Consider the following 25540-nt stretch of genomic DNA (forward strand, 5'->3'; position numbering starts at 1 on the left):
GGATTATGGATAGATTTCGAACGTTTTTATTGAGCCTCCCGCGCCGCCACAAGCGGATCATTCAGGTGGCGACCGACGTTCTCCTGGTGTGGGGTGCCCTATGGCTGGCCTTCATGGTGCGGCTGGGCATCGAGGACATGTACAACCCTTTCATCGTCCATACCTGGCTGTTTGTGTGCGCGCCGATCGTGGCCATCCCGCTGTTTATTCGTTTCGGCATGTACCGGGCGGTGATGCGCTATTTCGGCAATGATGCCCTGGTGGCCATCGTCAAGGCCGTAAGCCTGTCGTCACTCATCCTGGCCGTGGTGGTTTACTGGTACAGCAACCACCAGGCGGTGGTCCCGCGCTCGATCATCTTCAACTATTGGTGGCTGAGCCTGGTGATCATTGGCGGGCTGCGTCTGGCCATGCGGCAATATTTCATGGGTGACTGGTTCACCTCGGTCAATTATGTGCCGTTTCGCAACCGTGACGAGGGGCTCACCAAGGTAGCCGTCTATGGGGCGGGCGTGGCCGGCAACCAGCTCGTCGCAGCCTTGCGCATGGGCCGCACCATGCGGCCGGTGGCGTTCATCGACGATGACAACAGCATTGCCGACCGCATTATTTCCGGCTTGCAGGTGTTCAAGCCCAAGCATATCCAGCAGATGATCGACGTCACCGGTGCCCAGGAAATATTGCTGGCGCTGCCTTCCACTACCCGCGCACGACGCCGGGAAATCCTCGGTTTCCTGGAGGGGTTTCCGTTGCACGTGCGCAGCGTGCCCAACGTCACCGACCTTGCCAGTGGCCGGGTCAAGGTGGATGACATCCAGGAAGTCGACATTGCCGACCTGCTGGGCCGCGACGCAGTGCCGGCCCAGGATGACCTGTTGACCCACTGCATCAGCGACAAGGCGGTGATGGTAACGGGAGCCGGTGGCTCCATCGGGTCCGAGCTCTGCCGCCAGATCGTTGCCTTGCGGCCAACGCTGCTGGTGCTGTTCGAGCACAGTGAGTTCAACCTCTACAGCATCATGACCGAGCTGGAACAGCGCCTGGAAAGAGAGGCGCTGACAGTGCGCCTGTTGCCTATCCTGGGGTCGGTGCGCCACCCGCATAAATTGCTCGAAGTGATGAAGACCTGGAACATCAACACCGTCTATCACGCGGCCGCCTACAAGCACGTGCCCATGGTGGAGCACAACATTGCCGAGGGGGTGTTGAACAACGTCATTGGCAGCCTTAATACTGCTCAGGCCGCCCTCCAGGCGGGAGTGGCCAATTTCGTGTTGATCTCCACCGACAAGGCGGTGCGCCCTACTAATGTCATGGGCAGCACCAAGCGCCTTGCGGAAATGACCTTGCAGGCCCTGAGCCGGGAGTTGGCGCCGGTATTGTACGGCGACCCGGCCAATGTGGCCCGCGTCAACAAGACCCGCTTCACCATGGTGCGGTTCGGCAACGTGCTTGGCTCCTCCGGTTCAGTGATTCCGCTGTTCCACAAGCAGATCAAGTCAGGTGGGCCGCTGACGGTTACCCATCCCAAGATCACCCGTTACTTCATGACCATCCCCGAGGCTGCCCAGTTGGTTATCCAGGCGGGCTCGATGGGGCAAGGCGGCGACGTGTTCGTGCTCGACATGGGCGAGCCGGTGCGCATTGCCGAGCTGGCGGAGAAAATGGTGCACTTGTCCGGGTTGAGCATTCGTTCCGAGAAAAACCCGCAGGGCGATATCGCCATTGAATTTACCGGGCTCAGGCCTGGGGAGAAGTTGTATGAGGAACTGCTGATTGGCGACAACGTGGTGTTGACCCGGCACCCCATGATCATGAGCGCTCATGAGGAGCACATTCATTGGGACCTGCTCAAGGAGCGGCTCGCTGAATTGATGCAGGGTATTGAAAGCAATGATTACTCCCGGGTAAGGCAGTTGCTTCGGGATACGGTGAGTGGTTATACGCCTGAGGGCGAGATTGTCGATTGGGTATACCTGCAGCAGCGCAACGAGCTGTAATGAAGTGGGCAGCATCGCGTTGCTGCAGTGATGCGGCGTAAATGCTGGACCTGGTTTGTTATTACAAATACAGCGCGGTGGCATCTAATGGCCATTATTGCGTTAAGGTGCCTACTGGAGGAAACTTTCGCCGCGCAATCTTCGTCGGCGAAAGTATCCATATCTATACAAATGTGGGGAAGTGTGGGGTGGTTGTCGAAGAAGAGTAAAATAACAGTGACCCGCATGCCGGGTAATCTGAGGTGTTGTATTGAAACTTATCATACAGATTCCCTGCTTTAACGAGTCGGCCACGTTAGCTGTCACTGTTGCTGCATTGCCAAGGTCATTGGCAGGCTTTGACACGGTCGAATGGCTGGTTATCGATGACGGCAGCCAGGACAACACCAGTGAGGTCGCCCGAAGCCTTGGGGTGGATCATGTGGTACGCCATACCCGCAACCAAGGGCTGGCAAAGGCATTCATGACCGGCCTGGATGCATGCCTGCAACGGGGTGCCGATGTCATCGTCAATACAGATGCCGACAACCAGTATTGCGCGGCAGATATTCCTTCGTTAACCCAGCCTATTCTCGAACACCGCGCTGACATGGTGATTGGCGCTCGCCCCATCGATGCCATCGAGCACTTTTCTCCGGTTAAAAAGCTGTTGCAGCGCCTGGGTAGCTGGGTGGTACGCGTGGCCAGTAACACCGATATTCCGGATGCACCCAGTGGTTTTCGTGCACTGAGCCGTGTAGCGGCACAGCACCTGATGGTATTCAACAATTACACCTACACACTGGAGACCATTATCCAGGCGGGCCAGAAGAATATGGCCGTGGTTTCCGTACCGGTGCGGGTGAACGGTGATTTGCGTCCCTCGCGATTAGTGAAAAGTATCCCGTCATACATTCAAAAAAGTATTGTGACAATACTTCGAATTTTCATCGTTTACAGGCCATTTCGCTTTTTCGGCACTATCGGCCTGGTCATTTTCTGTTGCGGGCTGGTATTGGGTGGCAGGTTTCTCAACCTGTACCTTCAGGGGGATGGCGGCGGTCACGTGCAATCCTTGATCCTGGCCGCCACCTTGCTGATCATGGGCTTCCAGACGCTACTGATCGCCGTGGTGGCGGACCTGCAGGCAGCGAACCGAAAGTTGTTGGAAGATATTCGCTTTAAATTGAACAGTTCGAACAAAAGTGATGAGTGAACCAACCCCGGGAGCGCAACACATGAAGATGGCGGGTGGCGCGACTGAAGACGATATCGTCATTGGCAACGCGTTCGACAAGTATGGTTCTCGAAACCCCATTGTCCGCTGGATGATGAAAGGCTTCGATGACGCGCTTGCGTCGTTGATGGCCCGCACCGATGCCAAAGCCATTCATGAAATAGGCTGCGGCGAAGGTTTCTGGACTATCCAGTGGCTCAAGCAGGGCCTTGATGTGCGCGGTTGCGATTTTTCCGGCAAGGTGGTGGAGATCGCCCAGCAGAACGCGGCGCTCAACCAGGTACCGCCAGAGCGTTTCTCCGTGAAGAGCATCTACGACCTGAAGGCGCCTGCGGACGGCGCCGACCTGGTGGTGTGTTGTGAGGTTCTGGAACACCTGGAATCCCCGCAGCAGGGGATTGCCGCGCTGCAGTCCATCGCCACCGGCTACGTGATCCTGAGTGTGCCGCGGGAACCCTTGTGGTGCCTGCTCAACTTCGTCCGGGGGAAATACCTGCGGCAGTGGGGAAACACGCCCGGCCATATTCAGCATTGGTCCAAACGCCAATTCGTGGCCTTTGTGTCGCAGTATTTCGATGTGGTCGAAGTGCGCAGCCCCTTGCCGTGGACCATGGTGCTGTGCAAGGCGCGCACCCGTTGAGTGCCATGCCTGGGCTGTTGCGGCGCCATGGCAAGACGATTACAGGAACGGTGGGAAGCGTTTTGGCCGTGCTGGCCATTGGTTTCATTGTCCTGAGCTTCCGCAAATATGATGCAGTGCTGGATTTCTCCACGGTGCGAACGGGGCAATGGTGGGCGCTGGTCGGGCTGGCCGCCACCTATGGCCTGGCCACTGCGCTGCTGGGCGCTGGCTGGTGGCAATGCCTTGGTCACCTGGGCCTCGCGGTGGCGCCGCAGTGGGCCTGCAGCGTGTATGGCGCCACGCAGCTGTCGAAGTACGTGCCTGGCAACATCTTTCATCTCGCGGGGCGGCAAGCCCTCGGAATGATGGCGGGTCTGCCAGGCTGGCGGCTGGCCAAGAGTGCCGTGCTGGAAACTGTTCTGCTGTGCATGGCGGGCGCCTTGCTCGGTTGCCTCGCGCTGGCACGATTGGAGCCGGCCTTGGGCACCGGCTTCGCGGTCTCTGCCTACCTGCTAGGCGCAGCACTGGTGCTGCTTGTGCTTCGGCGCTGGCAGGGTGGCCGGCTGGCTTGGGCCTTTGCCTTATACAGTCTGTTCCTGCTCATATCGGGCCTGGTTTTCCAGGGTGTCCTGCGGGTGCTTGACTATGGAACGGACTGGGCATCCACCAATGTGGTGCTGGTAGTAGGTGCCTATGTGCTGGCCTGGCTCATTGGCATGGTGACGCCGGGGGCGCCAGCAGGCATCGGCATCCGGGAAATGGTGCTGTTTTTCTTCCTCAAGACGACGCTGACGGAAACTGACGTGATAGTAGCGGTAGTCGCTGGTCGCGTCGTGACAGTGAGTGGCGATGTACTTGCCTTTGTGGTGGCGTCTTTATGGCGGCTGAAACTGCGGCAGCCTGGGAGGGCAAGTTAAATGCAGTGGGACTTAAAACGCATTATCTTCGCCGTTGCCCTGCTGGTGGGCATTCTCGCCTATCAGGGTGCGGTGCCGTTCGTGGCTGTGCCTACTCTGGGACAGGCGCTATGGCTGGGGGGCTTTGCCGAGTCGCTGGCGCGTGAAGGGTTGTTCAGTACGCATTCGATTTTCATTGGCTACCCCTCAGGGGCCCCGCTTGCCTTCGGGCTAGCCGGCGCATGGCCGATGGCGCTGTTGATTCGGACCGGCATGGACATGGCCAATGCCTATTCGCTGGTGTGTGCCCTGTGGCTTGCCCTCGCTTACTGGGGGGCCATAGGCCTGGCGCGCCTGTATATGCGCTCCATCAGCCTCGCTGCCAGTGCTGCGGCGCTGTGGCTTTGCCTGCCAATTATCTGGGGCCATGCGGGTTACAGCATGTTGTCCATGGCGATGGCATTGCTGCCCAGTTACTTTCTCGTAGGGTATCGCCTGTTCACGACCCATGGCCTGGGGCGCTTTGCTCGATTGACGCGCGGATTGCTATTCGTCATGACCACGCTGCTTTCGGTGTTCATGGACGGCTACACCTTTGTGATGTTCTTCGCCGGCATGGCTGTCCTGGGGGTAGCGTTTCTGTTGCGCCAGCCTGCCGCGCGGCGTGAGTTGCTGGTATTCGCCGCCCCGGTGTGCCTGCTTGGGTTTGGCTTGGCCTACGAGGCCTATACGCATTACGTTGGAAGTTCGCACTTTACCCCCAGCCCGTTGGCGTTTTTTCGTGGTTGGGGCCTGGATCTCTCGTTTGCCCTGGTGCCTACCCACGGGGTCAGTGCGGTGGCCGATGCCCTGGGCTGGAGTGTCTATCGTTCAAACGAGCTGTATTACGGGGACAAGTCTGTCTGGGCTACCCCCTATAGCCTGCCTATCCTGCTAGCTGGGTTGCTCGGCTACTGCAGCGCACGCCGCCGCGAATGGCTTGCCTCTGCATTGCTGGTGGTGGCGCTGCTTGGTTTTTACCTGGCCCTGGGCCCGTCGCTGAAGATAGACAGCGTCAAGCCGTTGCTGGTGCAGCAGCAGGCGCCTGGTGCGCTGAGTGCCTTGATGCCCGCCGGTCTGGCACCTGCCACGGGCAACGCCTGGGTCTGGGAGTACCTGCCGGGCTTCAAGGTGATGCGCGCTACCTATCGCTGGGCCGCGTTGGCGATTCTTGCGCTGTGGTGGCTGAGCGTCATGGGCCTGGCAGCGCTCGAGACGCGCAGCGTGCGCTGGGCTGGGGCAGGCGTGCTGGTGCTGTTCGTGCTGTACTGGCCAGCGGCGGGTGAAAACTGGCAGCGTGCGGTCATCAACCGGCAGATGTTCGACGCCATTGAACGTGACGTTACGCAGCCATTGGCCAAAGCATTTTCCCACAATGAGCTGGTCGCATTCGTGCCCTATACCAACGATTTCATGGTTAACCACCTGGCTTCGTTTGGCGGCTACCGCACCTACAATATCGGCGGCGACAAGAACCTGGCGATGGCCCAGAAACATTGGCCTGCTGCCATGCTGGACTACTTCGATGGCGCGGGTGGCGTACGTCCTGACCAGGTGTTGAAGTTCTTGCTGGACAACCATGCCGACGCTATCGTCATCCCTTATTTCAATACCTTGAGGGGCGCAGAAGTCTGGCCATGCCCGGAGTTGAGCCCTGCCATATTGACGGCCGAGGATCGACGCTTGTCGCTGTTGGATAATTTCAAATGCCCTGCACAATTCCGGCAGGTGCTGGCGGGTACGGTCAGCCTTCTGCAAGGTAATCCGTTGCTCTCCGTCACGCAGACGCCCTATTTTGCGATAGTCCAGCTCAAGGCCAGGTCGAGCGAACAGACCACTCGGGTCAGCCTGGAACAATTGGCGGCGACGCCTTACCCCATCGCCTTCGGTAGTGGCTTGCCCAACGCGGCGTTTCTGCTTCTGTCCGGGTGGTACACGCTTGAGCCAGGGGCGGTCTGGTCGAAGCCTGAAGCGAGCCTGCGTTTGCCGGTTCCGCCCGAATGCAAGGGCGGGGGGTGTCGGGTGCTGCTGTCCTACAACACAGTAGGGGCGACCGCAGGGCATCCTGTAACGCTGCAGGTGCGCAAACCAGAGGGCTCAGCAGCGCCGGTCCAGCAGGTGCATCTCGATGATGACGTGGTGACGCTTGCCTTGCCGTTGGAGGCCGGCCGTGAAGATCAGGTCTTCGAGTTTTCCGTCCTCGGCGCCAGGGCGCCCAGCCAGCTGTCCGGGAGCACCGACGGCCGGGTACTGGGAATTTACCTGCGCTCGGTACAGCTTCAATCCACGGGGCATTGAGTCCCGGTGAAACATCCCCTGACGTGATGCCGTTGGACAACGTATCAGGCTCGACTAGGTTGAAAGGGCGGCTCAGGAAAGCCGCCTTTGAACCCACTGTAGTCAGGAGCTGTTTCATGCCAACCTTGTTCCGTTCCATCCTGTTCGCGCTGCTGGCCAGCGCATCCGTGCTCGCCAACGCCGCGCCGGTTGCCCCCACTCCATCTGCAATGGTGCAGGCTGCCGCTGCCGGCAAGGTCAATCTCAACCAGGCCGACGCAAATACACTGCAGCAAGAGTTGTCCGGTATAGGTGCAGCCAAGGCACTAGCTATCGTCGCGCATCGTGAACAGCACGGTGTATTCACGTCGGTGGATGAGTTGCTTGAAGTCAAAGGCATCGGCAAGTCGTTGGTCGACAAGAACCGCGACAAGCTGACGCTGGAGTGACGTAGGTCTGGGTTGGGGCGCCTGGCGCCCCAACCTGACGGCTACGGAATACTCAAGGAACCGCAGTCAATTGCGGTGCCTGAGGAGGGAAATGCGCAGCCATGAACGACATGAACGGCCTTAGCAATACTTCATTTCCATGGCCGCTCAAATGATCAGCGTCGAAAAAGAGCGGCTTTGAACCGTCAAAAGCGTTGCAGGAAGCGGTGGGGCATAGCACGGGCAACGGGTCCCAGACGCTGACACCGGGCACCGCGTTGGTTATTTCGGCAAGCCGGGTCATTACGGGGGCGCGAAGTGCCTCTACCTTATCTCGTGGTATTTCCAGGCCAAACTTGCACGCGGGGTTCGCTCTATTGAACCAGTCGGCACAGCGCATGGCGGGGGAATAGAAAACCGGCTTCGGTGCCTCGAAAACCACCTTGATACCCAGCTCCGTGATTGGCCGTAGCATTGTTATCGCATTTTCGGTGGCGCGTTCACGGTCCTGAACCGCACGCTCGCCGAACATCTTTTCATTGACCCAGCCATCTCCCAGATAGGCCCACTGGTCCGCGAAGCGCGGCAGGCGCAACGAAGGCAGGAAAAGGATATCGCCAGGTTTTGCATGCTGTTTGATGTCCAGCAGAGCCGCTTCAGTGTTGTTGCGGCATGCGGCATTATCCAGGTCCCGTTCGGGCTGGAAGCTGAGGAACGGACACCCGCCGTTGTCGTAGGACGTTACCAGGGACGCAGCTTCCACACTGAACTGCTTGAACATCCGGGAATACGACATGTTGTGCGAATCACCGATAGTGAACAGGTGAGTGTTGCCCACGGAAATCGGTTGGTCACAGCCTTGGGGCTGGTAATCGTAGCGAATACCGCCGCCCATGACCGTGCCCTGGGTTGCCACCCGGCAGCCTGGGTGGTCCGGCAGGCTCGCATATTCATAGGGCGTCCATTGCTGGAGGTTTTGTACCACCACGCTAAGCGACAATTCACTGGTTTTTTTGTTGATCTTCTTCGCAATGTGCCACGAAGCGGTGATGGCCAGCAGCGCGCAGCCTACTACGGCGTAGGTAGGTGCGCGGCGCAGCCAGGCACTATGCCGGACCGGCTTCTCCACCCATTGGTAGGAAGCGATGGCCAAGGCGAAGGAAAGGAGGGTCGCGGCCAATTGCGTGATGATTGAATCCAGACCGCAGGTCCATCGGAACATCACGAACACTGGCCAGTGCCACAGGTAAAGCGAATAGGAAATCAGGCCGACACTGACCAACCAGCGTGTTCCCAACAGTCGTTGGATTGGATTGTCGCCATTGGCCTGGTGAAGGCTTGCGATCAGCCCAAGGGTGGCAGCCACGGCAATCAGGGCACCCGGCATCGGGAAATGCTGTGGCCTGGAGAGAAAGAAACCGGCCCCCAGCAAACCCAGGGATAGTGTTGCAACCACCAGCCTCCAGAGTGCCTTGCCGGTAGCATCTCGCTCACGGCTATCGATGAACTGGAACAACAGCGCGCCGGCCGCAAGCTCCCAGAAACGCCCAGGACTGAGGAAAAACGCAGCGGTCGGATCGCTGCTGCTTTGCCAGGTGGAGAATATGCCTGACGCCAGCACGCCCGCAGCCAGCAGGCCGCAGGACAGCCAGCGCAGCCTGCCCCCCACTACCCAGCCGAAGAACAGGAGTGGGAACACCAGATAGAACTGCTCCTCTACCGCCAGTGACCAGGTATGGGTGTAGGGGTTGAACTCGGTCAGAGTCCCGAAGTAATCGCGCCCACCATTGGCAAGCAGGAAATTGCTGAACCCGAAAAACGCACTTAACCCCGTCTTCTGGTTGGCGACGCTCAGGAACGAAGTGGGCACGAACAAGGCCGTGAGTACGGTGGTCACCAGCAGGCAGACGATCAGCGCCGGGAACAGCCTTTTCAGCCGCCTGGAGTAAAACAGCCCGAGAAATTCGAGAAGGTTGCGTCCTGGATGGTTGACCATCGACGCGCTGACGACAAAACCGGAGATGACGAAGAAGACGTCCACACCGACGAAACCGCCCGGTAGCCAGGCGCTGTTAAGGTGGAAAATGAATACTGCGAGCACCGCAAGGGCGCGGAGGCCATCAATGTAAGGGTAATACTGGCCACTTACAGGGCGCCTGGGCGACAACTGCATTGATCTTTCCTTGAAAAAAGGGGTTGCTTGGCGGGGGAGGGGGCTTAGTTCAGGACGATGCTGCCGTCGCTGTGCTGGCGCACGAGCGTGTAGGGCAATACGAGAGTATCGAGTGCGCCGGAGATCGCGACGTCCAGGACCATGCCCATGGCATATGAGCTGGAACCGGTGCGCGAGTCACTCTCCTTGACGGGCGCGTGCAGCGCACAGAAGTCATACATGACGCCGCTGTATACTCGAGGGACGGCGCCGCAGTAGGATTTCGCGTCATTGAGATTCTTGACGGTAACCTGATCGTCGCGAAAGACGGTATTGATGGTGCCGCAGCCAGTCAGGGTGGCAGCAAGCAGTACGAGCATGAGTTTCATGGTGTGTCGTCCTTGATCGGCCGCAGCCAATTATTTGTACGATAATACAAATAAAATGGAAACGTAGCCACGCGTATCGAGTGAGGAAATGCTCCCCTCAGGGTTGATTGCTTTTTAAGATTATGGATGTAATACTATTTTATAGAATTATGGTTGACATTTAATTGCCTTCTTATCCCGAGGGTTTTGCCACGGCGGCACGGCTGCCGCAGCGGCCTTGAGGTTGTGGCGACAGGTTTTTGCTTCTAGCAAGGGGATATCATGAACAACCGCAGAATCGTCATCACCGGCATGGGCCTGGTCTCGCCACTCGGCACCGGCGTGGAAACCGTGTGGGGCCGCTTGCTGGCCGGCCAATCAGGCTTGCGTGAGTTGCCTGAAAGCGTGGTCGCCGACCTGCCTGCGCGGGTCGGCGGGGTAGTGCCAACGCTTGGGGAAGATCCGCAGGCCGGCTTCGACCCGGACCTGGCCGCGGCGCCCAAGGAACAGAAGAAGATGGACCGTTTCATTATGTTTGCCCTCGCCGCCGCCCGCGAGGCGTTGGCCCAGGCGGGCTGGGCGCCCACGGACGAGGCGTCGCGGCAGCGCACGGCCACGGTGATCGGGTCGGGCATTGGTGGCTTTGGCACAATCGTCGACGCCGTGCGCACCACCGACAGCCGCGGGCCGCGCAAGCTGTCGCCGTTCACCATTCCGGCGTTCCTGGTCAACCTGGCGGCCGGGCAGGTGTCGATCCAGCATGGCTTCAAGGGGCCGCTGGGGGCGCCGGTCACGGCCTGTGCCGCCGGCGTGCAGGCCATCGGCGATGCGGCGCGGCTGATTCGTGCCGGGGAGGCCGAGATTGCCGTGTGTGGCGGCGCCGAAGCGGCCATCGACCGGGTCAGCCTCGGCGGGTTCGCTGCGGCGCGGGCGTTGTCCAGTGGCTTCAATGCCACGCCCAGCCGCGCCTCGCGGCCGTTTGACCGTGACCGTGATGGTTTCGTGATGGGGGAGGGGGCGGGGATTCTGGTGATCGAGTCCCTGGAACATGCCTTGGCCCGCGGTGCCACGCCATTGGCCGAGTTGGTGGGCTATGGCACCAGCGCTGACGCCTATCACCTCACGGCCGGGCCGGAAGATGGCAGCGGTGCCCGGCGGGCCATGGAGCAAGCGCTGGCCCAGGGTGGCATCACCCCCGGCCAGGTGCAGCACCTGAATGCCCATGCCACCTCTACTCCGGTGGGGGACAAGGGCGAACTGGCGGCCATTCGTTCACTGTTCGGCGCCGGCCAGGGCCCGGCGATCACCTCGACCAAATCCGCTACCGGTCACTTGCTGGGCGCGGCAGGGGGCATCGAGGCGATCTTCACGGTGCTGGCGTTGCGTGACCAGGTTGCCCCGGCCACGTTGAACCTCGAGCACCCGGATGAACTGGCGGAAGGGCTGGACCTGGTGCGTGGGCAGGCGCGTGCCATGGCCATGGAGTACGCGCTGTCCAACGGCTTCGGTTTTGGCGGGGTGAACGCCAGCGTGCTGCTCAAGCGCTGGGTGTGAGGCAGTTTAACCCGCGGCATCCGCCTGTAACTTGAGCGCCTTGCGCGCGCTGTCGAGGATACGCAGCGACAACTGCGGGTCCTCGACGCTGCGCGACAGCATCAGCGCGCCCACCAGGGTCGAGAGCATCACCACGGCCTGCTCGTCGGCATCTTCTGCCTTCAAGGTGGCGGCAATGCGTGCCAGGCGGTCTTCCACGCCTTGGTCGGTGATGGGGCTGGGCTGGCCGCGCTGCCCCAGTTCGGCGGCCATGGTCGGCAGTGGGCAGCCTTTTTCCGGGCTATCGCGATGGGCGGGGCTCAGGTAGGTGTCGATGAAACTCTGCAACGGCTGGGGCTTGGCGAAGGCCTTTTCGCACACTTCAGTCAACTCTTCGGTGGCCGCGCGCAAGGCGGTTTCCACCAGTTCGTCCTTGGATTTGAAGTGCGCGTAGAAGCCGCCATGGGTCAGCCCCAGCGCCTTCATCAACGGCTGCAGACCGGTGGCGCCGATGCCATCCCGGCGAAAGCGCGCCGAGGCTTCCTTGACGATGCGTTCGTGAGTCTGGGCTTTGTGGTCGGCGGAGTAGCGCATGGGGATGGCCCGGTCAGAATGGGATGTTAATCATCATTCTAACAGAAGCGGCCCCCCGTGGCAGCTGCCGCAGGCTGCGTCCAAGACGCCGCGATTCAACCGGTATACCTAGGCGCCTGTGACGCGGCCTTGCGGCCGCTGCTACGCAGGTTTAGCGGTTCTGCGCGTCCTTGGCATCAGCCTCGGCGTTGCGCTGCGCCACCTTGCGGCGCTGTTCTTCGGTGAGTTCCACTTTGCTGGCGCTGTCGCGCAACATCATCAGGCCGCCAACAATGGAGCCGATCGCTACTACCAAAATCAACCAGGCGTACCAGGGCATGGCCACTTCTCCTTGCGGGCCGGGCTCGCCGCCCGGGTGGCGGCGAATACAGGCTTGTACTCATTGGAGGCAAGCGCCCGGCAGTGGTTCCATTATAGGGCGCTGGCTACAGGCCCGTGAGCATGGCGTCTGCCGGGGCGCTGGCACGGGCGGCGCCGGTGAGCAGGAAGTAGACGAAGCCTACCAGCATGAAGCCCAGGAAGATCACGCCGATCAGGGTGTTGAACCAGGCCATGGCCACCAGGCACACCACCGCCAGCACCAGGGCGATGCCCGGCACGATGGGGTAGCCGGGGGCGCGGAAGCTGCGGGCCAGGCCGGGTTCGCTGCGGCGCAGCTTGAACAGGCTGAGCATGCTCATGATGTACATGACGATGGCGCCGAACACGGCCATGGTGATCATGGCGGCGGTCAGGCTCATGCCACCCAGGTTGATCAGGCCGTCGCTGTAGATGGCTGCGATGCCCACCACGCCGCCGGCGATGATGGCCCGGTGCGGGGTTTGAAAGCGCGACAGCTTGGCCAGGCCCTTGGGCAGGTAGCCGGCGCGGGCGAGGGCGAAGCACTGGCGCGAATAGCCGAGAATGATGCCGTGGAAGCTGGCCACCAGGCCGAACAGGCCGATCCACACCAGCATGTGCAGCCAGCCGGAGCCTTCGCCCACCACGGCCTTCATGGCCTGGGGCAGGGGATCGTTGATGTTGGCCAGGGCGCGCCAGTCGCCCACGCCGCCGGCGAAGACCATCACGCCCAGGGCCAGCAGCACCAGGGTGAGGATGCCGCTGATGTAGGCCTTGGGGATGGTGCGCCGTGGATCTTTCGCTTCCTCGGCAGCCATGGCCGCGCCCTCGATGGCGAGGAAGAACCAGATGGCGAAGGGGATGGCGGCGAACATGCCGCTCACCGCGCCGACGCTGAAAGTGCTGTCCCCGGCCCAACCGTTGGCGACGAAGTTGCTGACGCTGAAGCCCGGCGCCACCACGCCCATGAACACCAGCAGTTCGATCACGGCGAGAATGCACACCACCAGTTCAAACGTAGCGGCCAATTGTACGCCGAGGATGTTCAGCAGCATGAACACGATGTAGGCGCCCAGCGCCGCGTGGCGCGGGTCCAGGGCTGGCCACTGGACGTTGAGGTAGGCACCAATGGCCAGGGCGATGGCCGGTGGGGCGAAGACGAACTCGATCAGCGTGGCCAGGCCGGCGATCAGCCCGCCTTTTTCGCCGAAGGCCCGGCGGCTGTAGGCAAAGGGCCCGCCGGCGTGGGGAATGGCCGTGGTCAGCTCGGTGAAACTGAAGATGAAGCAGGTGTAGAGGGTGGCCACCATCAGCGAGGTGACCAGGAACCCCAGGGTGCCGGCCACGCCCCAGCCATAGCTCCAGCCAAAATACTCGCCGGAAATCACCAGCCCTACGGCGATGCCCCACAGGTGCAGCGTGCCCAAGGTGGGCTTGAGTTGCGTAGTCATGACGGCTCCCTCGTGTGGATTGGAACGTTCGTGCTGTTTTGCGTGCAGTGGCCGTGCCAGCCGGGCAAAAGGGGTCGCAATGGCGGGTTTGGTGTCGCAGGTGGGGATGCGTGGGCTAGGCTATGGGCAGGTAGTGCCTGTTTGTGGGGCGCCAGCGCCCCTAAAATCCGCTACAATGCGCGCCGATTTCGACTTGCCCCCTGAGAGCCCGCCCATGTCCGCTTGCCAGACTCCTATCATCGTCGCCCTGGATTTCCCCACCCGCGACGCCGCCCTGAAACTGGCTGACCAGCTGGACCCCAAGCTGTGCCGCGTGAAGGTCGGCAAGGAACTGTTCACCAGCAGCGCATCGGGCATCGTCGAGACCCTGAACGACAAGGGCTTCGAAGTGTTCCTGGACCTGAAATTCCACGACATTCCCAACACCACTGCCATGGCCGTCAAGGCCGCTGCGGAAATGGGCGTGTGGATGGTGAACGTGCACTGCTCCGGCGGCCTGCGCATGATGGCCGCCTGCCGTGACGTACTCGACCAGCGCAGCGGCCCCAAGCCACTGCTGATCGGCGTGACCGTGCTGACCAGCATGGAGCGTGAAGACCTGGCCGCCATCGGCCTGGACATCGAGCCGCAAGAGCAGGTGCTGCGCCTGGCCGCACTGGCGGAGAAGGCTGGCATGGACGGCCTGGTGTGCTCGGCCCTGGAAGCCCAGGCCCTGAAAGCGGCGCACCCGTCGCTGCAACTGGTGACCCCTGGCATTCGCCCGGCCGGCAGCGCCCAGGACGACCAGCGTCGCATCCTCACCCCACGCCAGGCGCTGGACGCAGGTTCCGACTACCTGGTGATCGGCCGCCCGATCAGCCAGGCCAAAGACCCGGCGCAAGCGCTGGCAGACGTCGTAGCCCAGCTCAACGCCTGATCTTTACCTGTAGCAGCTGCCGCCAGCCGGCGTCCCGGACGCCGCCTGGCGGCAGCTGCTACGGGGCTAGACTTTCAACACCAGCTTGCCGAAATTCTCCCCGCTGAACAGCTTCTGCAGCGTCTCCGGGAACGTCTCCAGCCCGTCCACCACGTGCTCCTTGCTCTTGAGCTGCCCCTTGGCCAGCCAGCCGGCAATCTCCTGCCCGGCCGCGGCGAACTTGGTGGCGTGGTCCATCACCACGAAACCTTCCATGCGCGCGCGGTTCACCAGCAGCGACAGGTAATTGGCCGGGCCCTTCACCCCGGTCTTGCTGTTGTACTGGCTGATGGCCCCGCAGATCACCACCCGCGCGTGGGGCGCCAGGCGGCTGAGCACGGCGTCGAGAATGTCGCCCCCCACGTTGTCGAAGAACACGTCCGCGCCCTTGGGGCATTCGCGCTTGAGCCCGGCGGCGACGTCCTCGGCCTTGTAGTCGATGGCGCCGTCAAAGCCCAGTTCGTCGATCAGCGACTGGCACTTGTCCTTGCCGCCGGCGATGCCGACCACCCGGCAGCCCTTGATCTTGGCGATCTGCCCGGCCACGCTGCCCACCGCCCCCGCGGCGCCGGAGATCACCACGGTGTCGCCCGCCTTTGGTGCGCCGGTTTCCAGCAGCGCGAAGTAGGCGGTCATGCCGGTCATGCCCAGCGCCGACAGGTACAGAGGCAGCGGCGCAACCTTGGGGTCCACCTTGTAGAAGCCCTTGGGCTCGCCCTGGAAGAAATCCTGCACGCCCAGCGCACCGTTGACATGGTCGCCCACGGCGAACGCCGGGTTGTTGGACGCCACCACCTGGCCTACGCCCAAGGCGCGCATCACTTCGCCCAGGCCCACCGGTGGGATGTAGGACTTGCCCTCATTCATCCAGCCGCGCATGGCCGGGTCCAGGGACAGGTAGAGGTTCTTCACGCGCACCTGGCCGGCGCCCAGTTCGGGCAGCGGCACGGTCTGGAAGGTGAAGTCTTCGCGGCTGGCGGCGCCGGAAGGGCGGCGGGCCAGCAGGAATTGGCGGTTGACGTCGGTCATGGCAGGTGCTTCCAAATGTGGACGGTGGACTGTTGATAGGCCGCGCGGGCGCCGCTGGCAAGGGCAACGGCCGCGCCGAATACGGTGAAATACAGCGCGCCAATAGTGCTGCGTGGCGTGCTGGCGCCTTGGCTAGACTGCGCCCATCACTTCCAATTCACAGAGGTTCGACCATGGGCATGGCATTTTCCGGACAAGTGGCGCTGGTGACCGGTGCGGCGGCAGGCATCGGCCGCGCCACCGCGCAGGCGTTCGCCGCCGAGGGCCTGAAAGTAGTGGTGGTGGACCTGGACGCCGCCGGTGGCGAAGGTACCGTGGCGCTGATTCGCGAGGCTGGCGGCCAGGCGCAGTTCCTGCGTTGCGACGTCACCGTGGAGGCCCAGGTGCGCGCCATGACCGAGCAGGCCGTGGCCCTGTGGGGCCGCCTGGACTACGCCTTCAACAACGCCGGTATCGAGATCGAGAACAGCCGCCTGGCCGAAGGCACCGAGGCGCAGTTCGACGCCATCATGGGCGTCAATGTCAAGGGCGTGTGGCTGTGCATGAAGTATCAGTTGCCGGTGATGCTGGCCCAGGGCGGCGGCGCCATCGTCAACACCGCCTCGGTCGCCGGCGTGGGTGCGGCGCCGAAGATGAGCATCTACGCGGCCTCCAAGCACGCGGTCATCGGCCTGACCCAGTCGGCCGCCATCGAATACGCGAAAAAACACATTCGCGTGAACGCCGTGTGCCCGGCGGTGATCGACACCGACATGTTCCGCCGCGCCCACGAAGCCGACCCGCGCAAGGCCGAGTACGCCGCGGCCATGCACCCGGTCGGGCGCGTGGGCCGGGTGGAAGAGGTGGCGAGCGCGGTGTTGTACCTGTGCAGCGATGGCGCGGCGTTTACCACGGGGCATTCGTTGTTGGTGGACGGGGGCGCCACGGCGATTTGATGGCAGGGCAAAGCGCCCTCCGCTTTGCTGAAAACGACACCTTCATAGCTTTTTGCCATTATTCCGACGCCAGGATCTTGTGCCTGCCCCCGTGCCATTGCCACTCTGCGTGCATTGACTCTGGGGGAGCGCGCAATGACATCGGCCAGCAGTGGACGTTTTGCCAACCTGGGCATGGCCCGCAAGCTGGGCCTGGGCTTTGCCCTGGTGCTGGCGCTGACGGTGCTGGTGGCGGCCATCGGCGTGTGGTCGCTGGCCAGCATCAGCCAGCGTTTCGACGGCTTGAAGCAGATGTCGGCGCTCAACAGCGGCCTGCTGCGGGTGCGCCTGCAGGAGCAGGAGTTCGCCCTGCACGCCGACCCCAAGACCGCCGATGCCCTGCGCAAGAGCGTGGAAACACTGGCTGCCAGCGCGGGCGCTGTAGAAGGCGTGCAACCGGCGCTGGCCGCGTACCGCAAGGCGTTCGACCAGTTCGTGGAGATCAGCCAGGCCAAGGATTTGGCCTTGGACATGGCCAGTTGGTCGGTGTCCACGGTGGCCAATAACCTCGACGTGCTGCAGGCCGGGCTGTCCGACGACGGCACCTATGCGCTCAAGGATTCCAAAGGCGAGAAGGGCAGCGAATTCATCACCCAGGCCAATGAAGTAGCGCAGGTGGCGCGGCTGATGCTGCAGGCCATGGACGCCGCGCGGGTGCGCCTGGACCAGAGCCGCAAGGGCGTCGACGACGACACCGGCAACGGCAAGATTGAGCAGGCCGCCGAGGCCCTCAAGCAAGCCAACGCCTTGAAGAGCGAGGTACAGGACGCCGGCTACCAGACGGTGTTGAACGAAGTCAGCGATCACATCGCCAGCTTCAGCGACAAGCTGGGCGAATACACCGACCTGCTGGCCAAGGAAAAACAGGTCTATGGGCAGCTCAAGGCGCGGGCCGATGAGGTGGTGAGCCGTGTCGACCAGGCCGCTGCCGCCCAGGACCAGGCCATGCAGGCCGAGTTGAAACAGAACAGCTTGCTGATCATCGGCTCATCCTTGGTGGCGCTGCTGGTGGGCGTGCTCGCCGCGTGGCTGATCACCCGGCTGATCGTGGGGCCGCTGCGCCGGGTCATCAGCCGTGCCCAGCAGATCGCCGGCGGCGACCTCAGCGGCAGTATCGAGGTGGACCGGCGCGACGAGATCGGCCAGTTGCTAGCTGCCATGCAGCAGATGGGCGCCGGCCTGAGCAGCATTGTCAGTGGCCTGCAGGCGGGCATCGAGCAGCTGTCCAGCTCGGCGCATTCGCTGTCGGCGGTCACTGAGCAGACCAACCTGGAGGTCAGCAGCCAGCAGCAGGAAACCGAGCAGGTGGCCACCGCCATGAACCAGATGACCGCCACCGTCCACGACGTGGCCCGCAACGCCGAGCAGGCGGCGTTGGCCGCGCAGTCAGCGGATACCCGCGTGGACAACGGCCAGCAGGTGGTACGCCAGAGCATGCAGCGCATCGAGCAACTGGCCGGCGCGGCGGATTCGGCGAGCCACAGCATCGAGCACCTGAGCAACGAGATCCAGAGCATCGGCACCGTGGTGGCAGTGATCAAGAGCGTGGCCGAACAGACCAACCTGCTGGCGCTGAACGCGGCCATCGAAGCCGCCCGTGCCGGCGAACAGGGGCGTGGTTTCGCCGTGGTCGCCGATGAAGTAAGGGCCCTGGCCCAGCGCACCCAGCAGTCCACCGCCGAGATCGAGCGGCTGGTCAGCACCTTGCGCGCCAGCGCCGCGGCGTCGGTGGCGCAGATCCAGGGCAGTGGCGAACTGGTGAAGCTGGCGGTCAGCGATGCGCTGCAGACCGAGAGCGCCCTGGGCAGTATTGCCAGCGCGGTGTCACAGATTCAGCAGATGAACCAGCAGATTGCCGCGGCAGCCGAGCAGCAAAGCTCGGTGGCGGAAGAGATCAACCGCAGCGTCACGAATATCCGCGCCAGTGCTGATCAATCGGCGCTGGCGATGCGCGGCAACGCGGCGTCAAGCATCGAACTGGCGCAGCTGGGCAGCGAGCTGCGCGGCATGGTCGGCCATTTCCGCCTGTAGCAGCGGCCGAAGGCCGCGTCCAGGCCGGACGCAGCCTTCGGTAGCTGCTACGGGTTATTGCTTCTGCCAGTTGAGGATCAGCAGGGTCAATACGCCCGCCACGATGCCCCAGAACGCCGAACCCACCGAGAACAGCGTGAAGCCCGACGCAGTCACCATGAAGGTGATCAGCGCCGCCTCGCGCTCCTTCGGCTCGTTCATGGCAATGCTCAGGCCATTGATGATCGAGCCAAACAGCGCCAGCGCGGCAATCGACAGCACCAGTTCCTTCGGCAAGGCGGCAAACAGCGCCGCCAGGGTGGCGCCGAACACGCCGGCGATGCCGTAGAAAATCCCGCACCACACCGCGGCGGTGTAGCGTTTGCTTGGATCTTCGTGGGCGTGCGGGCCGGTGCAGATGGCGGCGCTGATGGCCGCCAGGTTGATGCCGTGGGAGCCGAACGGTGCCAGCAGCAGAGAAGCGAAGCCGGTCACCGAGATCAGTGGCGAGGCGGGCACCTGATAGCCGTCGGCGCGCAGCACGGCGATGCCGGGCATATTCTGCGAGGTCATGGCCACCACGAACAGCGGGATGCCGATGCTGATGGTCGCGGCCAGCGAGAACGATGGCGTGGTCCACACCGGGGTGGCCACTTCCAGGTGGAACTGGCTGAAGTCCAGCAGGCCCACGAAGCCCGACAGCAGGGTGCCCAGCACCAGCGCCGACAGCACGGCGTAGCGCGGCGACACGCGCTTGACCAGCAGGTAGGTGAAGAACATGCCCAGCACCAGCAGGGTGCGGTGCTGGGCGGCGACGAAGATTTCGCTGCCGATCTTGAACAGGATGCCGGCCAGCAACGCCGCGGCCAGGGAGGAGGGCAGGCGCTTGACCAGTTTCTCGAAGCTGCCGGTGAGCCCGCAGATCACCACCAGCACCGCGCAGGTGATGTAGGCGCCGATGGCCTCGCTGTAGTTCACATGGCCTAGGCTTGTGATCAGCAGCGCCGCGCCGGGCGTCGACCAGGCCACGGTGATGGGCGTGCGGTAGCGCAGCGACAGGCCGATGCTGCACACCGCCATGCCGATGGACAGCGCCCAGATCCACGAGGAAATCTGCGCGCTGGTCAGCCCTGCGGCCTGGCCGGCCTGGAACATCAGCACCAGGGAGCTGGTGTAGCCGGTCATCATGGCAATGAAGCCTGCGACCACGGCGGAGGGGGAGGTGTCGGCCAACGGGCGCAAATGCACGGGGGAGGCGTCGGTCATGCTGCAAATCCTTGAGCGAGGTGGTGGCAGGCCTGAAAGACTAAACCCGCCGCCTTGCACCGTTGCAGTACAGCAGCAGTAACATTTAGCCATACAGTCAAACTGTACCGGCCTTTGTGGGAGCTGGCTTGCCAGCGAGTTTTTCGGGCCTTAACAACTCGCTGGCAAGCCAGCTCCCACAAGACTCAGCCTGCGGCAGCTGCTACGGGCGGTTGGTGGTCTTGCCCAGTGCTGCATTCACCGCCAGCCAGCCATCCACCGCCGCCGGGCCCGCCTCGGCGAACACCCGTTGCAGCAGCTTCACCTGCTCCTTGCGCAACGCCTCTTCAAACCGCAGCCCCTCGGGTGTCAGCCCCAGCAGCCGCTTGCGCTTGTCGCTGGCGGGCGCGGTGCTGGTCACCAGCTGCATCTCGATCAGCTGGCGCAGGGGCATGTTCAGCGCCTGCTTGCTCACCCCCAGCTTTTCCAGCAGCTCGCTCACGCCAATGTCGGGGTAGCGCGCGATGAAGAACACCACCCGCTGGTGCACCCGGCTCAGGCCCCGGCGGGCGAGCATTTCGTCGGCCTTGGCGGTGAAGGCCTGGTAGCCGTAGAAAAACGCTTCCATGGCGATTTGTTGGGTGGCGGTGTTTTTAAGGTCAAGCATATTGACGTATCCATGCCCGGCGTCGTAATTTCGGTCAAGCAGTTTGACGTATCTTCCGATGACTTTGCCAGTGGTGGTCCCATGGCTTTCTCTGAACGTGTCACACGCCTCAAAAGTTCGCTGATCCGCGAGATCCTCGCTGCGGCCCAGCGCCCCGAAGTCATGTCGTTCGCCGGCGGCCTGCCGGCCGAGGCCATGCTGCCCACCCTGGACTGGACGGGCCTGCCCGCCAGCATGAGCCAGTACGGTACCAGCGAAGGCGAGCCGCAGCTGCGCGAGCAGCTGGCTGCCGACGCACGCGCCCTGGGCATCGATTGCCAGGCTAGCCAGGTGCTGGTGCTCAGCGGCTCGCAGCAGGCGCTGGACCTGGCCGCCAAGCTGTACATCGACAAGGGCACGGAAATTGTCGTCGAGGGCCCCACCTACCTGGCCGCCCTGCAGACCTTCCAACTGTTCGGCGCCGATTGCCTGAGCGTGCCGCTGCAGGCCGATGGCCCCGACCTGGACGCCTTGCGCGCCCACCTGCAGCGCAAGGCGCCGGCCTTTGCCTACCTGATCCCGACCTTCCAGAACCCTTCGGGCGTGCGCTACAGCGAAGCAGCCCGGGCGGGCGTGGCGGCGCTGCTGGACGAGTTCGCGGTGACCCTGATCGAAGACGAGCCCTACCGCGAACTGACCTACGACGCCGGCCACGCGCAGCCCATCGCCGGGCGCCTGCGCACCGCCAGCTGGATCTACATGGGCAGCGTGTCGAAAACCCTGCTGCCCGGCGTGCGCGTGGGCTACCTGATCGCCAGCCCCGACCTGTTCCCGCACCTGCTGCGGCTGAAGCAGGCCGCCGACCTGCACACCAACCGCATCGGCCAGTGGCAGGCCATGCAGTGGCTGGGCACGGACAAGTACCGCCAGCACCTGGGCGAGTTGCGCAGTTTCTACCGTGAGCGTCGCGATGCCATGCAGGCGGCGTTGCTCGAGCATTTCGCCGGTCTGGCCGATTGGCACGTGCCGCAAGGGGGCCTATTCTTCTGGCTGACCTTGAAACAGCCGATCGATACCCGCACCTTGTTGGCCGACGCCATGGCCCAGGACGTGGCGTTCATGCCGGGGGAGCCGTTTTTCGCCGACCCCGCGGCCCACCCGGGTTGCCTGCGGTTGAATTTCAGTCATGTCGCCCCGCACCGCCTGCACGAAGGGCTGGCGCGGTTGGCCCACGTTATCCGCAAGGCTCAGGCCGCTCAGGCAGCGGCGTAGAAGGAGAGGTTCATGTACAAGGTTTACGGCGATTACCGCTCGGGCAACTGCTACAAGGTCAAGCTGATGCTGCACCTGCTGAACTTGCCGTATGAATGGGTGGACATCGACATTCTCGGGGGCGACACCCAGACCCCGGAGTTCCTGGCCAAGAACCCCAACGGCAAGATCCCGGTGCTGGAACTGGAAGATGGCACCTGCCTGTGGGAGTCCAACGCGATTCTCAACTTCCTTGCCGATGGCACCGCGTTCCTGCCCACCGAGCCGCGCCTGCGCACCCAGGTGCTGCAGTGGCAGTTCTTCGAACAGTACAGCCATGAGCCGTACATTGCCGTGGCGCGGTTTATCCAGTTTTACCTGAACATGCCCGAAGATCGCCTGCAGGAGTACCAGGACTGCCAGGTGCGCGGCAAAAAGGCATTGCGGGTGATGGAGCGGCAGCTGCAGCTGACGCCGTTCCTGGTGGGGGACCAGTATTCGATCGCGGATATCGCGCTGTACGCCTACACCCATGTGGCTCATGAGGGTGGCTTTGATCTGGCCGGCTACCCGGGCATCCAGGCGTGGCTCAAGCGGGTTGAATCACAACCGCGGCATGTGACCATGCTCGGCTGAGGAGACGCGGCCTGCGGCCGCTGCTACGGAGGGCGTAGCAGCGGCCGCAGGCCGCGTCAGGCCATCACGCAAACCGCTGCTGCAGGTACGCGATGATCGCCTTGGATTCGTACATCCAGGTGGTCTGCCCGTGCTCTTCGATGCGCAGGCACGGCACCTTGATACGCCCGCCCTCGGCCAGCAGCGCCTGGCGGTGCTGCTCGTCGTGCTTCGCGTCGCGCAGGGCCACCGGCACGTTGAGCTTGTGCAGGGCGCGGCGGGTCTTGACGCAGAACGGGCAGGCGTGGAACTGGTAGAGGCTCAGGCCCTTGGCCTGCTGCTCCACGTCGGCCTGGGCCTGGGCGCTGCGTTTCTGCTTGGGGCCGCGGGTCAGCAGGTCGCCAATCACGATCAGCTGGCCCAGCCCCACGCGCAATGCTTTCATCAACATGTCGGTACCCTTGGGATCACTTGATCAGGCTGAGGAATTCGCTGCGAGTAGCGGCGTTTTCGCGGAACTCGCCCAGCATCACCGAGGTGATCATCGACGAATTCTGCTTTTCCACGCCGCGCATCATCATGCACATGTGCTTGGCCTCGATGACCACGGCAACGCCCAGGGCACCGGTGACCTGCTGGATCGCGTCGGCGATCTGGCGGCTGAGGTTTTCCTGGATTTGCAGGCGGCGGGCGTACATGTCGACGATGCGCGCGACCTTGGACAGGCCCAGCACCTTGCCGCTCGGGATGTAGGCCACGTGGGCCTTGCCGATGAACGGCAGCAGGTGGTGTTCGCACAGCGAGTACAGCTCGATGTCCTTGACCAGCACCATCTCGCTGTTGTCGGAGCTGAAGAGCGCACCGTTGGTGACGTCTTCCAGGGTTTGTTCATAACCGCGGCAAAGGTACTGCATGGCTTTGGCGGCACGCTTCGGCGTGTCGAGCAGGCCCTCGCGGGATACGTCCTCGCCGAGTTTGCCGAGAATCGCGGTGTAGTGCTGTTCCAGGGACATGGATCTAAACCTGTGGGAATTTTCGCAAACGCGAAGGGTACGGCGCTGGCCGCGTCGCTGCAAGCGCGAGGTTATTCGTCGCGCCCTTCAAGCATGGTGCGCTTGAGCATCACGTACACCGCGCCAGCGCCGCCGTGGCGCGGTTGGCAGGACGTGAAGCCCAGCACCTGGGCATGTTGTCGCAGCCAGGTGTTGACGTGGCTCTTGATCATGGGGCGCTTGCCGTCCAGGCGCACGGCCTTGCCGTGGGTGACGCGCACGCAGCGGATTTCGAACTTCACCGCCTCGGCCAGGAAGGCCCAGAGGGTTTCCCGGGCCTTTTCCACGCTCATGCCGTGCAGGTCCAGGCTGCCCTCGAACGGGATCTGGCCGACCTTGAGCTTACGCATCTGGCTTTCCTGCACGCCGTCGCGGGCCCAGTGCAGGTCGTCCTCGGGGCCCACGTCGATGACGAACTGGTCGCTCAGGCCATCGACGGTGGTGGCGTCCTGGCGCACGGTCGCGGCCTGGCGCAGGGTGGCCAGGTTCTTGCGGTCGGTCTTGGGTTTGCCCGTGTCGGCGCGGTCATGCTTGATCGGCTTTACGCCGCGCATTTCGCTTGTAAACAGGGAAAAATCATCGTCTTGCATGTCAGCCTCCACCAGGAAGGCCTAGTTTACGCGACTCAGTCGTGTTTTTTCATCAGGTGCGGCGCCAGGTTCAATTCGCGGTTGCGATGGCGACGACGACGGCAGCGGCGCCACAGGCCCACGCCCAGGTACAGAATCAGCAGGCCGAACACCACCAGCAGGGCGGCGCCGGTCTTGCTGGCGTTCAGGTCGCCCAAGGCCGGGGGGTGGCCCAACAGGCTGGCGGCGCCGGCCATGGCCAGCATTACCCCAAGGGCTGCCAGCAGCGCGGCGAAGGCCTGGCCCAGGCGTGTTCCCCAGTTACGTTGGCCGCGTGGGCGAAGGCGGCGAGCGTCAAAACCATCGGATAACTTCATTCCGATTTCCTCAGTGAATATCCGGCCTTCGACTCGCCAGCGGCGTCGGGGTTCCGACACGGGGGGCAATTAGGAAAAATGAACGCTTTTATCGGATGGGCGGCCACGTCGCGCGGCCGCCGGGTCATGCACTGCCGGTGGGGTCAGACCAGTTCGTCGGTCTGGGCCACGCAGGCGAAGTTGTCATTCATGGTGGCCATGCCCACCTGCTTCACGGTGGCTGCCGGTACCACGCCGTCCTTGAAGGGCAGGTCGCGGGTGGCGCAGGCATCTTCCACCAGGGTGCTGCGGTAGCCGTAGTCCTTGGCCGCGCGCACGGTGGTGCTGATGCTGGAATGGGTCATGAAACCGCAGACGATCAGGTCGATCGGGCCTTTTTCCTGCAGGGTCTGGTGCAAGGCGGTGTTGTTGAACGCGTTGGGCATGTTCTTTTCGATGATCGGCTCGTCACCCAGTGGCTCAAGGCCGGGGATGAACTTGCCGCGGTCGCCCTGGGGGTCGAACAGGCCGCCCACGGTGCCCAGGTGGCGCACGTGCACGATGGGGCGGTGGGCAGCGCGCGCCGCCTTGAGCAGGCGGGCAATGTTGGCCACCGCTTCGTCAATGCCTACCAGGGCCAGGGGGCCCTTCAGGTATTCACGCTGGGCGTCGATGATCACAAGGCTGGCGCGGCTGAGATCGGCAGGGGGATGGCCGCGGCCAGTCAATTGGAACATCGTCTTTGTATCGGACATCGGGGGCTCCTTTGGATAGGGCTTTTGCCACATTCTCCACTGCTGGAGCCTTTCTGTGAATCGCTACGCGCACTTGCGGTGCAGATTCGGGGCGGTAGTCGGGTGCCGCGCTGCTGCAAAATGCCAGCAGGGGCCCCACGGGCCGGGCTTCACTGGTAGAATGCGCGG

The 25540-nt window shown here is 62.9% G+C and carries 25 protein-coding genes and 1 pseudogene; 13 read left to right on the top strand and 13 right to left on the bottom strand.

What is annotated here, in order from left to right:
* Nucleotides 1–5: 5 nt before the first annotated feature.
* The 6 genes from RAM80_RS24830 to RAM80_RS24855 all read left to right on the top strand — a co-directional run bounded on the left by RAM80_RS24830 (nucleotide 6) and on the right by RAM80_RS24855 (nucleotide 7499).
* The gene (locus RAM80_RS24830; protein ID WP_416427554.1) at nucleotides 6–2000 is read left to right on the top strand and encodes a polysaccharide biosynthesis protein; all 1995 of its coding nucleotides are present in this window, start codon (nucleotides 6–8) and stop codon (nucleotides 1998–2000) included.
* Nucleotides 2001–2250: 250 nt separating this feature from the next.
* The gene (locus tag RAM80_RS24835; RefSeq protein ID WP_416423052.1) at nucleotides 2251–3195 is read left to right on the top strand and encodes a glycosyltransferase family 2 protein; all 945 of its coding nucleotides are present in this window, start codon (nucleotides 2251–2253) and stop codon (nucleotides 3193–3195) included.
* 22 nt (nucleotides 3196–3217) lie between these two features.
* Complete coding sequence (locus RAM80_RS24840; RefSeq protein ID WP_416423053.1) at nucleotides 3218–3856, top strand: class I SAM-dependent methyltransferase; 639 nt, start codon at nucleotides 3218–3220, stop codon at nucleotides 3854–3856.
* Nucleotides 3853–4755 carry a hypothetical protein gene (locus RAM80_RS24845; RefSeq protein WP_416423054.1) on the top strand — a complete coding sequence of 301 codons (903 nt, stop codon included), beginning with the start codon at nucleotides 3853–3855 and terminating at the stop codon, nucleotides 4753–4755. Before RAM80_RS24840 ends, RAM80_RS24845 begins: the two co-directional genes overlap by 4 nt.
* Nucleotides 4756–7071, top strand: a complete 2316-nt coding sequence (locus RAM80_RS24850) for a hypothetical protein (RefSeq protein ID WP_416423055.1) — start codon at nucleotides 4756–4758, stop codon at nucleotides 7069–7071.
* 116 nt (nucleotides 7072–7187) lie between these two features.
* Entirely contained in the window at nucleotides 7188–7499 is a 312-nt protein-coding gene (locus RAM80_RS24855) for a ComEA family DNA-binding protein (RefSeq protein ID WP_416423056.1), read from the top strand.
* A gap of 52 nt (nucleotides 7500–7551) precedes the next feature.
* Here RAM80_RS24855 and RAM80_RS24860 read toward each other — a convergent pair whose 3' ends face one another.
* Nucleotides 7552–9651, bottom strand: coding sequence for an acyltransferase family protein (locus tag RAM80_RS24860; protein ID WP_416423057.1), 2100 nt, complete (start codon nucleotides 9649–9651; stop codon nucleotides 7552–7554).
* Nucleotides 9652–9695: 44 nt separating this feature from the next.
* Nucleotides 9696–10019, bottom strand: a complete 324-nt coding sequence (locus RAM80_RS24865; RefSeq protein WP_416423058.1) for a YceK/YidQ family lipoprotein — start codon at nucleotides 10017–10019, stop codon at nucleotides 9696–9698.
* A gap of 261 nt (nucleotides 10020–10280) precedes the next feature.
* Here RAM80_RS24865 and fabF point away from each other — a divergent pair, with 261 nt between their 5' ends.
* Nucleotides 10281–11552, top strand: a complete 1272-nt coding sequence (gene fabF / locus RAM80_RS24870; RefSeq protein ID WP_416423059.1) for a beta-ketoacyl-ACP synthase II — start codon at nucleotides 10281–10283, stop codon at nucleotides 11550–11552.
* A 6-nt stretch (nucleotides 11553–11558) separates the two neighbouring features.
* Here fabF and RAM80_RS24875 read toward each other — a convergent pair whose 3' ends face one another.
* From RAM80_RS24875 to eat, 3 genes are all read right to left on the bottom strand, one after another.
* Nucleotides 11559–12125 carry a TetR/AcrR family transcriptional regulator gene (locus tag RAM80_RS24875; protein ID WP_416423060.1) on the bottom strand — a complete coding sequence of 189 codons (567 nt, stop codon included), beginning with the start codon at nucleotides 12123–12125 and terminating at the stop codon, nucleotides 11559–11561.
* A gap of 151 nt (nucleotides 12126–12276) precedes the next feature.
* Complete coding sequence (locus RAM80_RS24880) at nucleotides 12277–12444, bottom strand: DUF2897 family protein (RefSeq protein ID WP_416423061.1); 168 nt, start codon at nucleotides 12442–12444, stop codon at nucleotides 12277–12279.
* A gap of 106 nt (nucleotides 12445–12550) precedes the next feature.
* Entirely contained in the window at nucleotides 12551–13915 is a 1365-nt protein-coding gene (gene eat / locus RAM80_RS24885; protein WP_416423062.1) for an ethanolamine permease, read from the bottom strand.
* Between the two features lie 214 nt (nucleotides 13916–14129).
* Here eat and pyrF point away from each other — a divergent pair, with 214 nt between their 5' ends.
* Complete coding sequence (gene pyrF / locus RAM80_RS24890) at nucleotides 14130–14831, top strand: orotidine-5'-phosphate decarboxylase (protein ID WP_416423063.1); 702 nt, start codon at nucleotides 14130–14132, stop codon at nucleotides 14829–14831.
* Between the two features lie 66 nt (nucleotides 14832–14897).
* Here the strand turns inward: pyrF and RAM80_RS24895 are convergent, their stop codons facing one another.
* Entirely contained in the window at nucleotides 14898–15899 is a 1002-nt protein-coding gene (locus tag RAM80_RS24895) for an NADP-dependent oxidoreductase (protein ID WP_416423064.1), read from the bottom strand.
* A gap of 173 nt (nucleotides 15900–16072) precedes the next feature.
* On the opposite strand from RAM80_RS24895, the gene RAM80_RS24900 reads away from it, so the two are divergent.
* The 3 genes and pseudogenes from RAM80_RS24900 (at nucleotide 16073) to RAM80_RS24910 (ending at nucleotide 18904) form a co-directional block, all read left to right on the top strand.
* Entirely contained in the window at nucleotides 16073–16834 is a 762-nt protein-coding gene (locus RAM80_RS24900; RefSeq protein ID WP_416423065.1) for an SDR family oxidoreductase, read from the top strand.
* 984 nt (nucleotides 16835–17818) lie between these two features.
* Nucleotides 17819–17995, top strand: a pseudogene (locus tag RAM80_RS24905) (HAMP domain-containing protein); the annotation flags it as partial.
* 204 nt (nucleotides 17996–18199) lie between these two features.
* The gene (locus tag RAM80_RS24910; RefSeq protein WP_416427555.1) at nucleotides 18200–18904 is read left to right on the top strand and encodes a methyl-accepting chemotaxis protein; all 705 of its coding nucleotides are present in this window, start codon (nucleotides 18200–18202) and stop codon (nucleotides 18902–18904) included.
* 54 nt (nucleotides 18905–18958) lie between these two features.
* On the opposite strand, the gene RAM80_RS24915 is transcribed toward RAM80_RS24910, so the two are convergent.
* Nucleotides 18959–20149 carry a benzoate/H(+) symporter BenE family transporter gene (locus RAM80_RS24915; RefSeq protein WP_416423066.1) on the bottom strand — a complete coding sequence of 397 codons (1191 nt, stop codon included), beginning with the start codon at nucleotides 20147–20149 and terminating at the stop codon, nucleotides 18959–18961.
* A gap of 202 nt (nucleotides 20150–20351) precedes the next feature.
* Nucleotides 20352–20795 (bottom strand): MarR family winged helix-turn-helix transcriptional regulator, encoded by a 444-nt coding sequence (locus RAM80_RS24920; RefSeq protein ID WP_416423067.1) that lies wholly within the window; start codon nucleotides 20793–20795, stop codon nucleotides 20352–20354.
* 81 nt (nucleotides 20796–20876) lie between these two features.
* On the opposite strand from RAM80_RS24920, the gene RAM80_RS24925 reads away from it, so the two are divergent.
* Together RAM80_RS24925 and RAM80_RS24930 are read left to right on the top strand one after the other, a co-directional pair.
* Nucleotides 20877–22046, top strand: a complete 1170-nt coding sequence (locus RAM80_RS24925) for a PLP-dependent aminotransferase family protein (RefSeq protein ID WP_416423068.1) — start codon at nucleotides 20877–20879, stop codon at nucleotides 22044–22046.
* A gap of 12 nt (nucleotides 22047–22058) precedes the next feature.
* Nucleotides 22059–22661, top strand: a complete 603-nt coding sequence (locus RAM80_RS24930; RefSeq protein WP_416423069.1) for a glutathione S-transferase family protein — start codon at nucleotides 22059–22061, stop codon at nucleotides 22659–22661.
* Nucleotides 22662–22725: 64 nt separating this feature from the next.
* Here the strand turns inward: RAM80_RS24930 and RAM80_RS24935 are convergent, their stop codons facing one another.
* The 5 genes from RAM80_RS24935 to RAM80_RS24955 all read right to left on the bottom strand — a co-directional run bounded on the left by RAM80_RS24935 (nucleotide 22726) and on the right by RAM80_RS24955 (nucleotide 25372).
* Complete coding sequence (locus tag RAM80_RS24935) at nucleotides 22726–23091, bottom strand: glutaredoxin family protein (RefSeq protein WP_416423070.1); 366 nt, start codon at nucleotides 23089–23091, stop codon at nucleotides 22726–22728.
* A gap of 16 nt (nucleotides 23092–23107) precedes the next feature.
* Entirely contained in the window at nucleotides 23108–23653 is a 546-nt protein-coding gene (gene folE, locus RAM80_RS24940; protein ID WP_416423071.1) for a GTP cyclohydrolase I FolE, read from the bottom strand.
* A gap of 71 nt (nucleotides 23654–23724) precedes the next feature.
* Complete coding sequence (locus RAM80_RS24945; RefSeq protein ID WP_416423072.1) at nucleotides 23725–24282, bottom strand: Smr/MutS family protein; 558 nt, start codon at nucleotides 24280–24282, stop codon at nucleotides 23725–23727.
* A 35-nt stretch (nucleotides 24283–24317) separates the two neighbouring features.
* Entirely contained in the window at nucleotides 24318–24638 is a 321-nt protein-coding gene (locus tag RAM80_RS24950; RefSeq protein WP_416423073.1) for a hypothetical protein, read from the bottom strand.
* Nucleotides 24639–24781: 143 nt separating this feature from the next.
* Nucleotides 24782–25372: a cysteine hydrolase family protein gene (locus tag RAM80_RS24955; RefSeq protein WP_416423074.1), complete on the bottom strand. Its 591-nt coding sequence runs from the start codon at nucleotides 25370–25372 to the stop codon at nucleotides 24782–24784.
* Nucleotides 25373–25540 lie beyond the last annotated feature (168 nt).

This window comes from Pseudomonas sp. App30 (genome assembly GCF_047947025.1).
Lineage (GTDB): Bacteria > Pseudomonadota > Gammaproteobacteria > Pseudomonadales > Pseudomonadaceae > Aquipseudomonas.

Coding starts and splice junctions, on each gene's coding strand:
- RAM80_RS24830 (WP_416427554.1), top strand. CDS start 6: ATGGATAGATTTCGAACGTTTTTATTGAGCCTCCCGCGCCGCCACAAG.
- RAM80_RS24840 (WP_416423053.1), top strand. CDS start 3,218: ATGAAGATGGCGGGTGGCGCGACTGAAGACGATATCGTCATTGGCAAC.
- RAM80_RS24850 (WP_416423055.1), top strand. CDS start 4,756: ATGCAGTGGGACTTAAAACGCATTATCTTCGCCGTTGCCCTGCTGGTG.
- RAM80_RS24855 (WP_416423056.1), top strand. CDS start 7,188: ATGCCAACCTTGTTCCGTTCCATCCTGTTCGCGCTGCTGGCCAGCGCA.
- RAM80_RS24860 (WP_416423057.1), bottom strand. CDS start 9,651: ATGCAGTTGTCGCCCAGGCGCCCTGTAAGTGGCCAGTATTACCCTTAC.
- RAM80_RS24865 (WP_416423058.1), bottom strand. CDS start 10,019: ATGAAACTCATGCTCGTACTGCTTGCTGCCACCCTGACTGGCTGCGGC.
- fabF (WP_416423059.1), top strand. CDS start 10,281: ATGAACAACCGCAGAATCGTCATCACCGGCATGGGCCTGGTCTCGCCA.
- RAM80_RS24875 (WP_416423060.1), bottom strand. CDS start 12,125: ATGCGCTACTCCGCCGACCACAAAGCCCAGACTCACGAACGCATCGTC.
- RAM80_RS24880 (WP_416423061.1), bottom strand. CDS start 12,444: ATGCCCTGGTACGCCTGGTTGATTTTGGTAGTAGCGATCGGCTCCATT.
- eat (WP_416423062.1), bottom strand. CDS start 13,915: ATGACTACGCAACTCAAGCCCACCTTGGGCACGCTGCACCTGTGGGGC.
- pyrF (WP_416423063.1), top strand. CDS start 14,130: ATGTCCGCTTGCCAGACTCCTATCATCGTCGCCCTGGATTTCCCCACC.
- RAM80_RS24895 (WP_416423064.1), bottom strand. CDS start 15,899: ATGACCGACGTCAACCGCCAATTCCTGCTGGCCCGCCGCCCTTCCGGC.
- RAM80_RS24900 (WP_416423065.1), top strand. CDS start 16,073: ATGGGCATGGCATTTTCCGGACAAGTGGCGCTGGTGACCGGTGCGGCG.
- RAM80_RS24910 (WP_416427555.1), top strand. CDS start 18,200: ATGACCGCCACCGTCCACGACGTGGCCCGCAACGCCGAGCAGGCGGCG.
- RAM80_RS24915 (WP_416423066.1), bottom strand. CDS start 20,149: ATGACCGACGCCTCCCCCGTGCATTTGCGCCCGTTGGCCGACACCTCC.
- RAM80_RS24920 (WP_416423067.1), bottom strand. CDS start 20,795: ATGCTTGACCTTAAAAACACCGCCACCCAACAAATCGCCATGGAAGCG.
- RAM80_RS24925 (WP_416423068.1), top strand. CDS start 20,877: ATGGCTTTCTCTGAACGTGTCACACGCCTCAAAAGTTCGCTGATCCGC.
- RAM80_RS24930 (WP_416423069.1), top strand. CDS start 22,059: ATGTACAAGGTTTACGGCGATTACCGCTCGGGCAACTGCTACAAGGTC.
- RAM80_RS24935 (WP_416423070.1), bottom strand. CDS start 23,091: ATGTTGATGAAAGCATTGCGCGTGGGGCTGGGCCAGCTGATCGTGATT.
- folE (WP_416423071.1), bottom strand. CDS start 23,653: ATGTCCCTGGAACAGCACTACACCGCGATTCTCGGCAAACTCGGCGAG.
- RAM80_RS24945 (WP_416423072.1), bottom strand. CDS start 24,282: ATGCAAGACGATGATTTTTCCCTGTTTACAAGCGAAATGCGCGGCGTA.
- RAM80_RS24950 (WP_416423073.1), bottom strand. CDS start 24,638: ATGAAGTTATCCGATGGTTTTGACGCTCGCCGCCTTCGCCCACGCGGC.
- RAM80_RS24955 (WP_416423074.1), bottom strand. CDS start 25,372: ATGTCCGATACAAAGACGATGTTCCAATTGACTGGCCGCGGCCATCCC.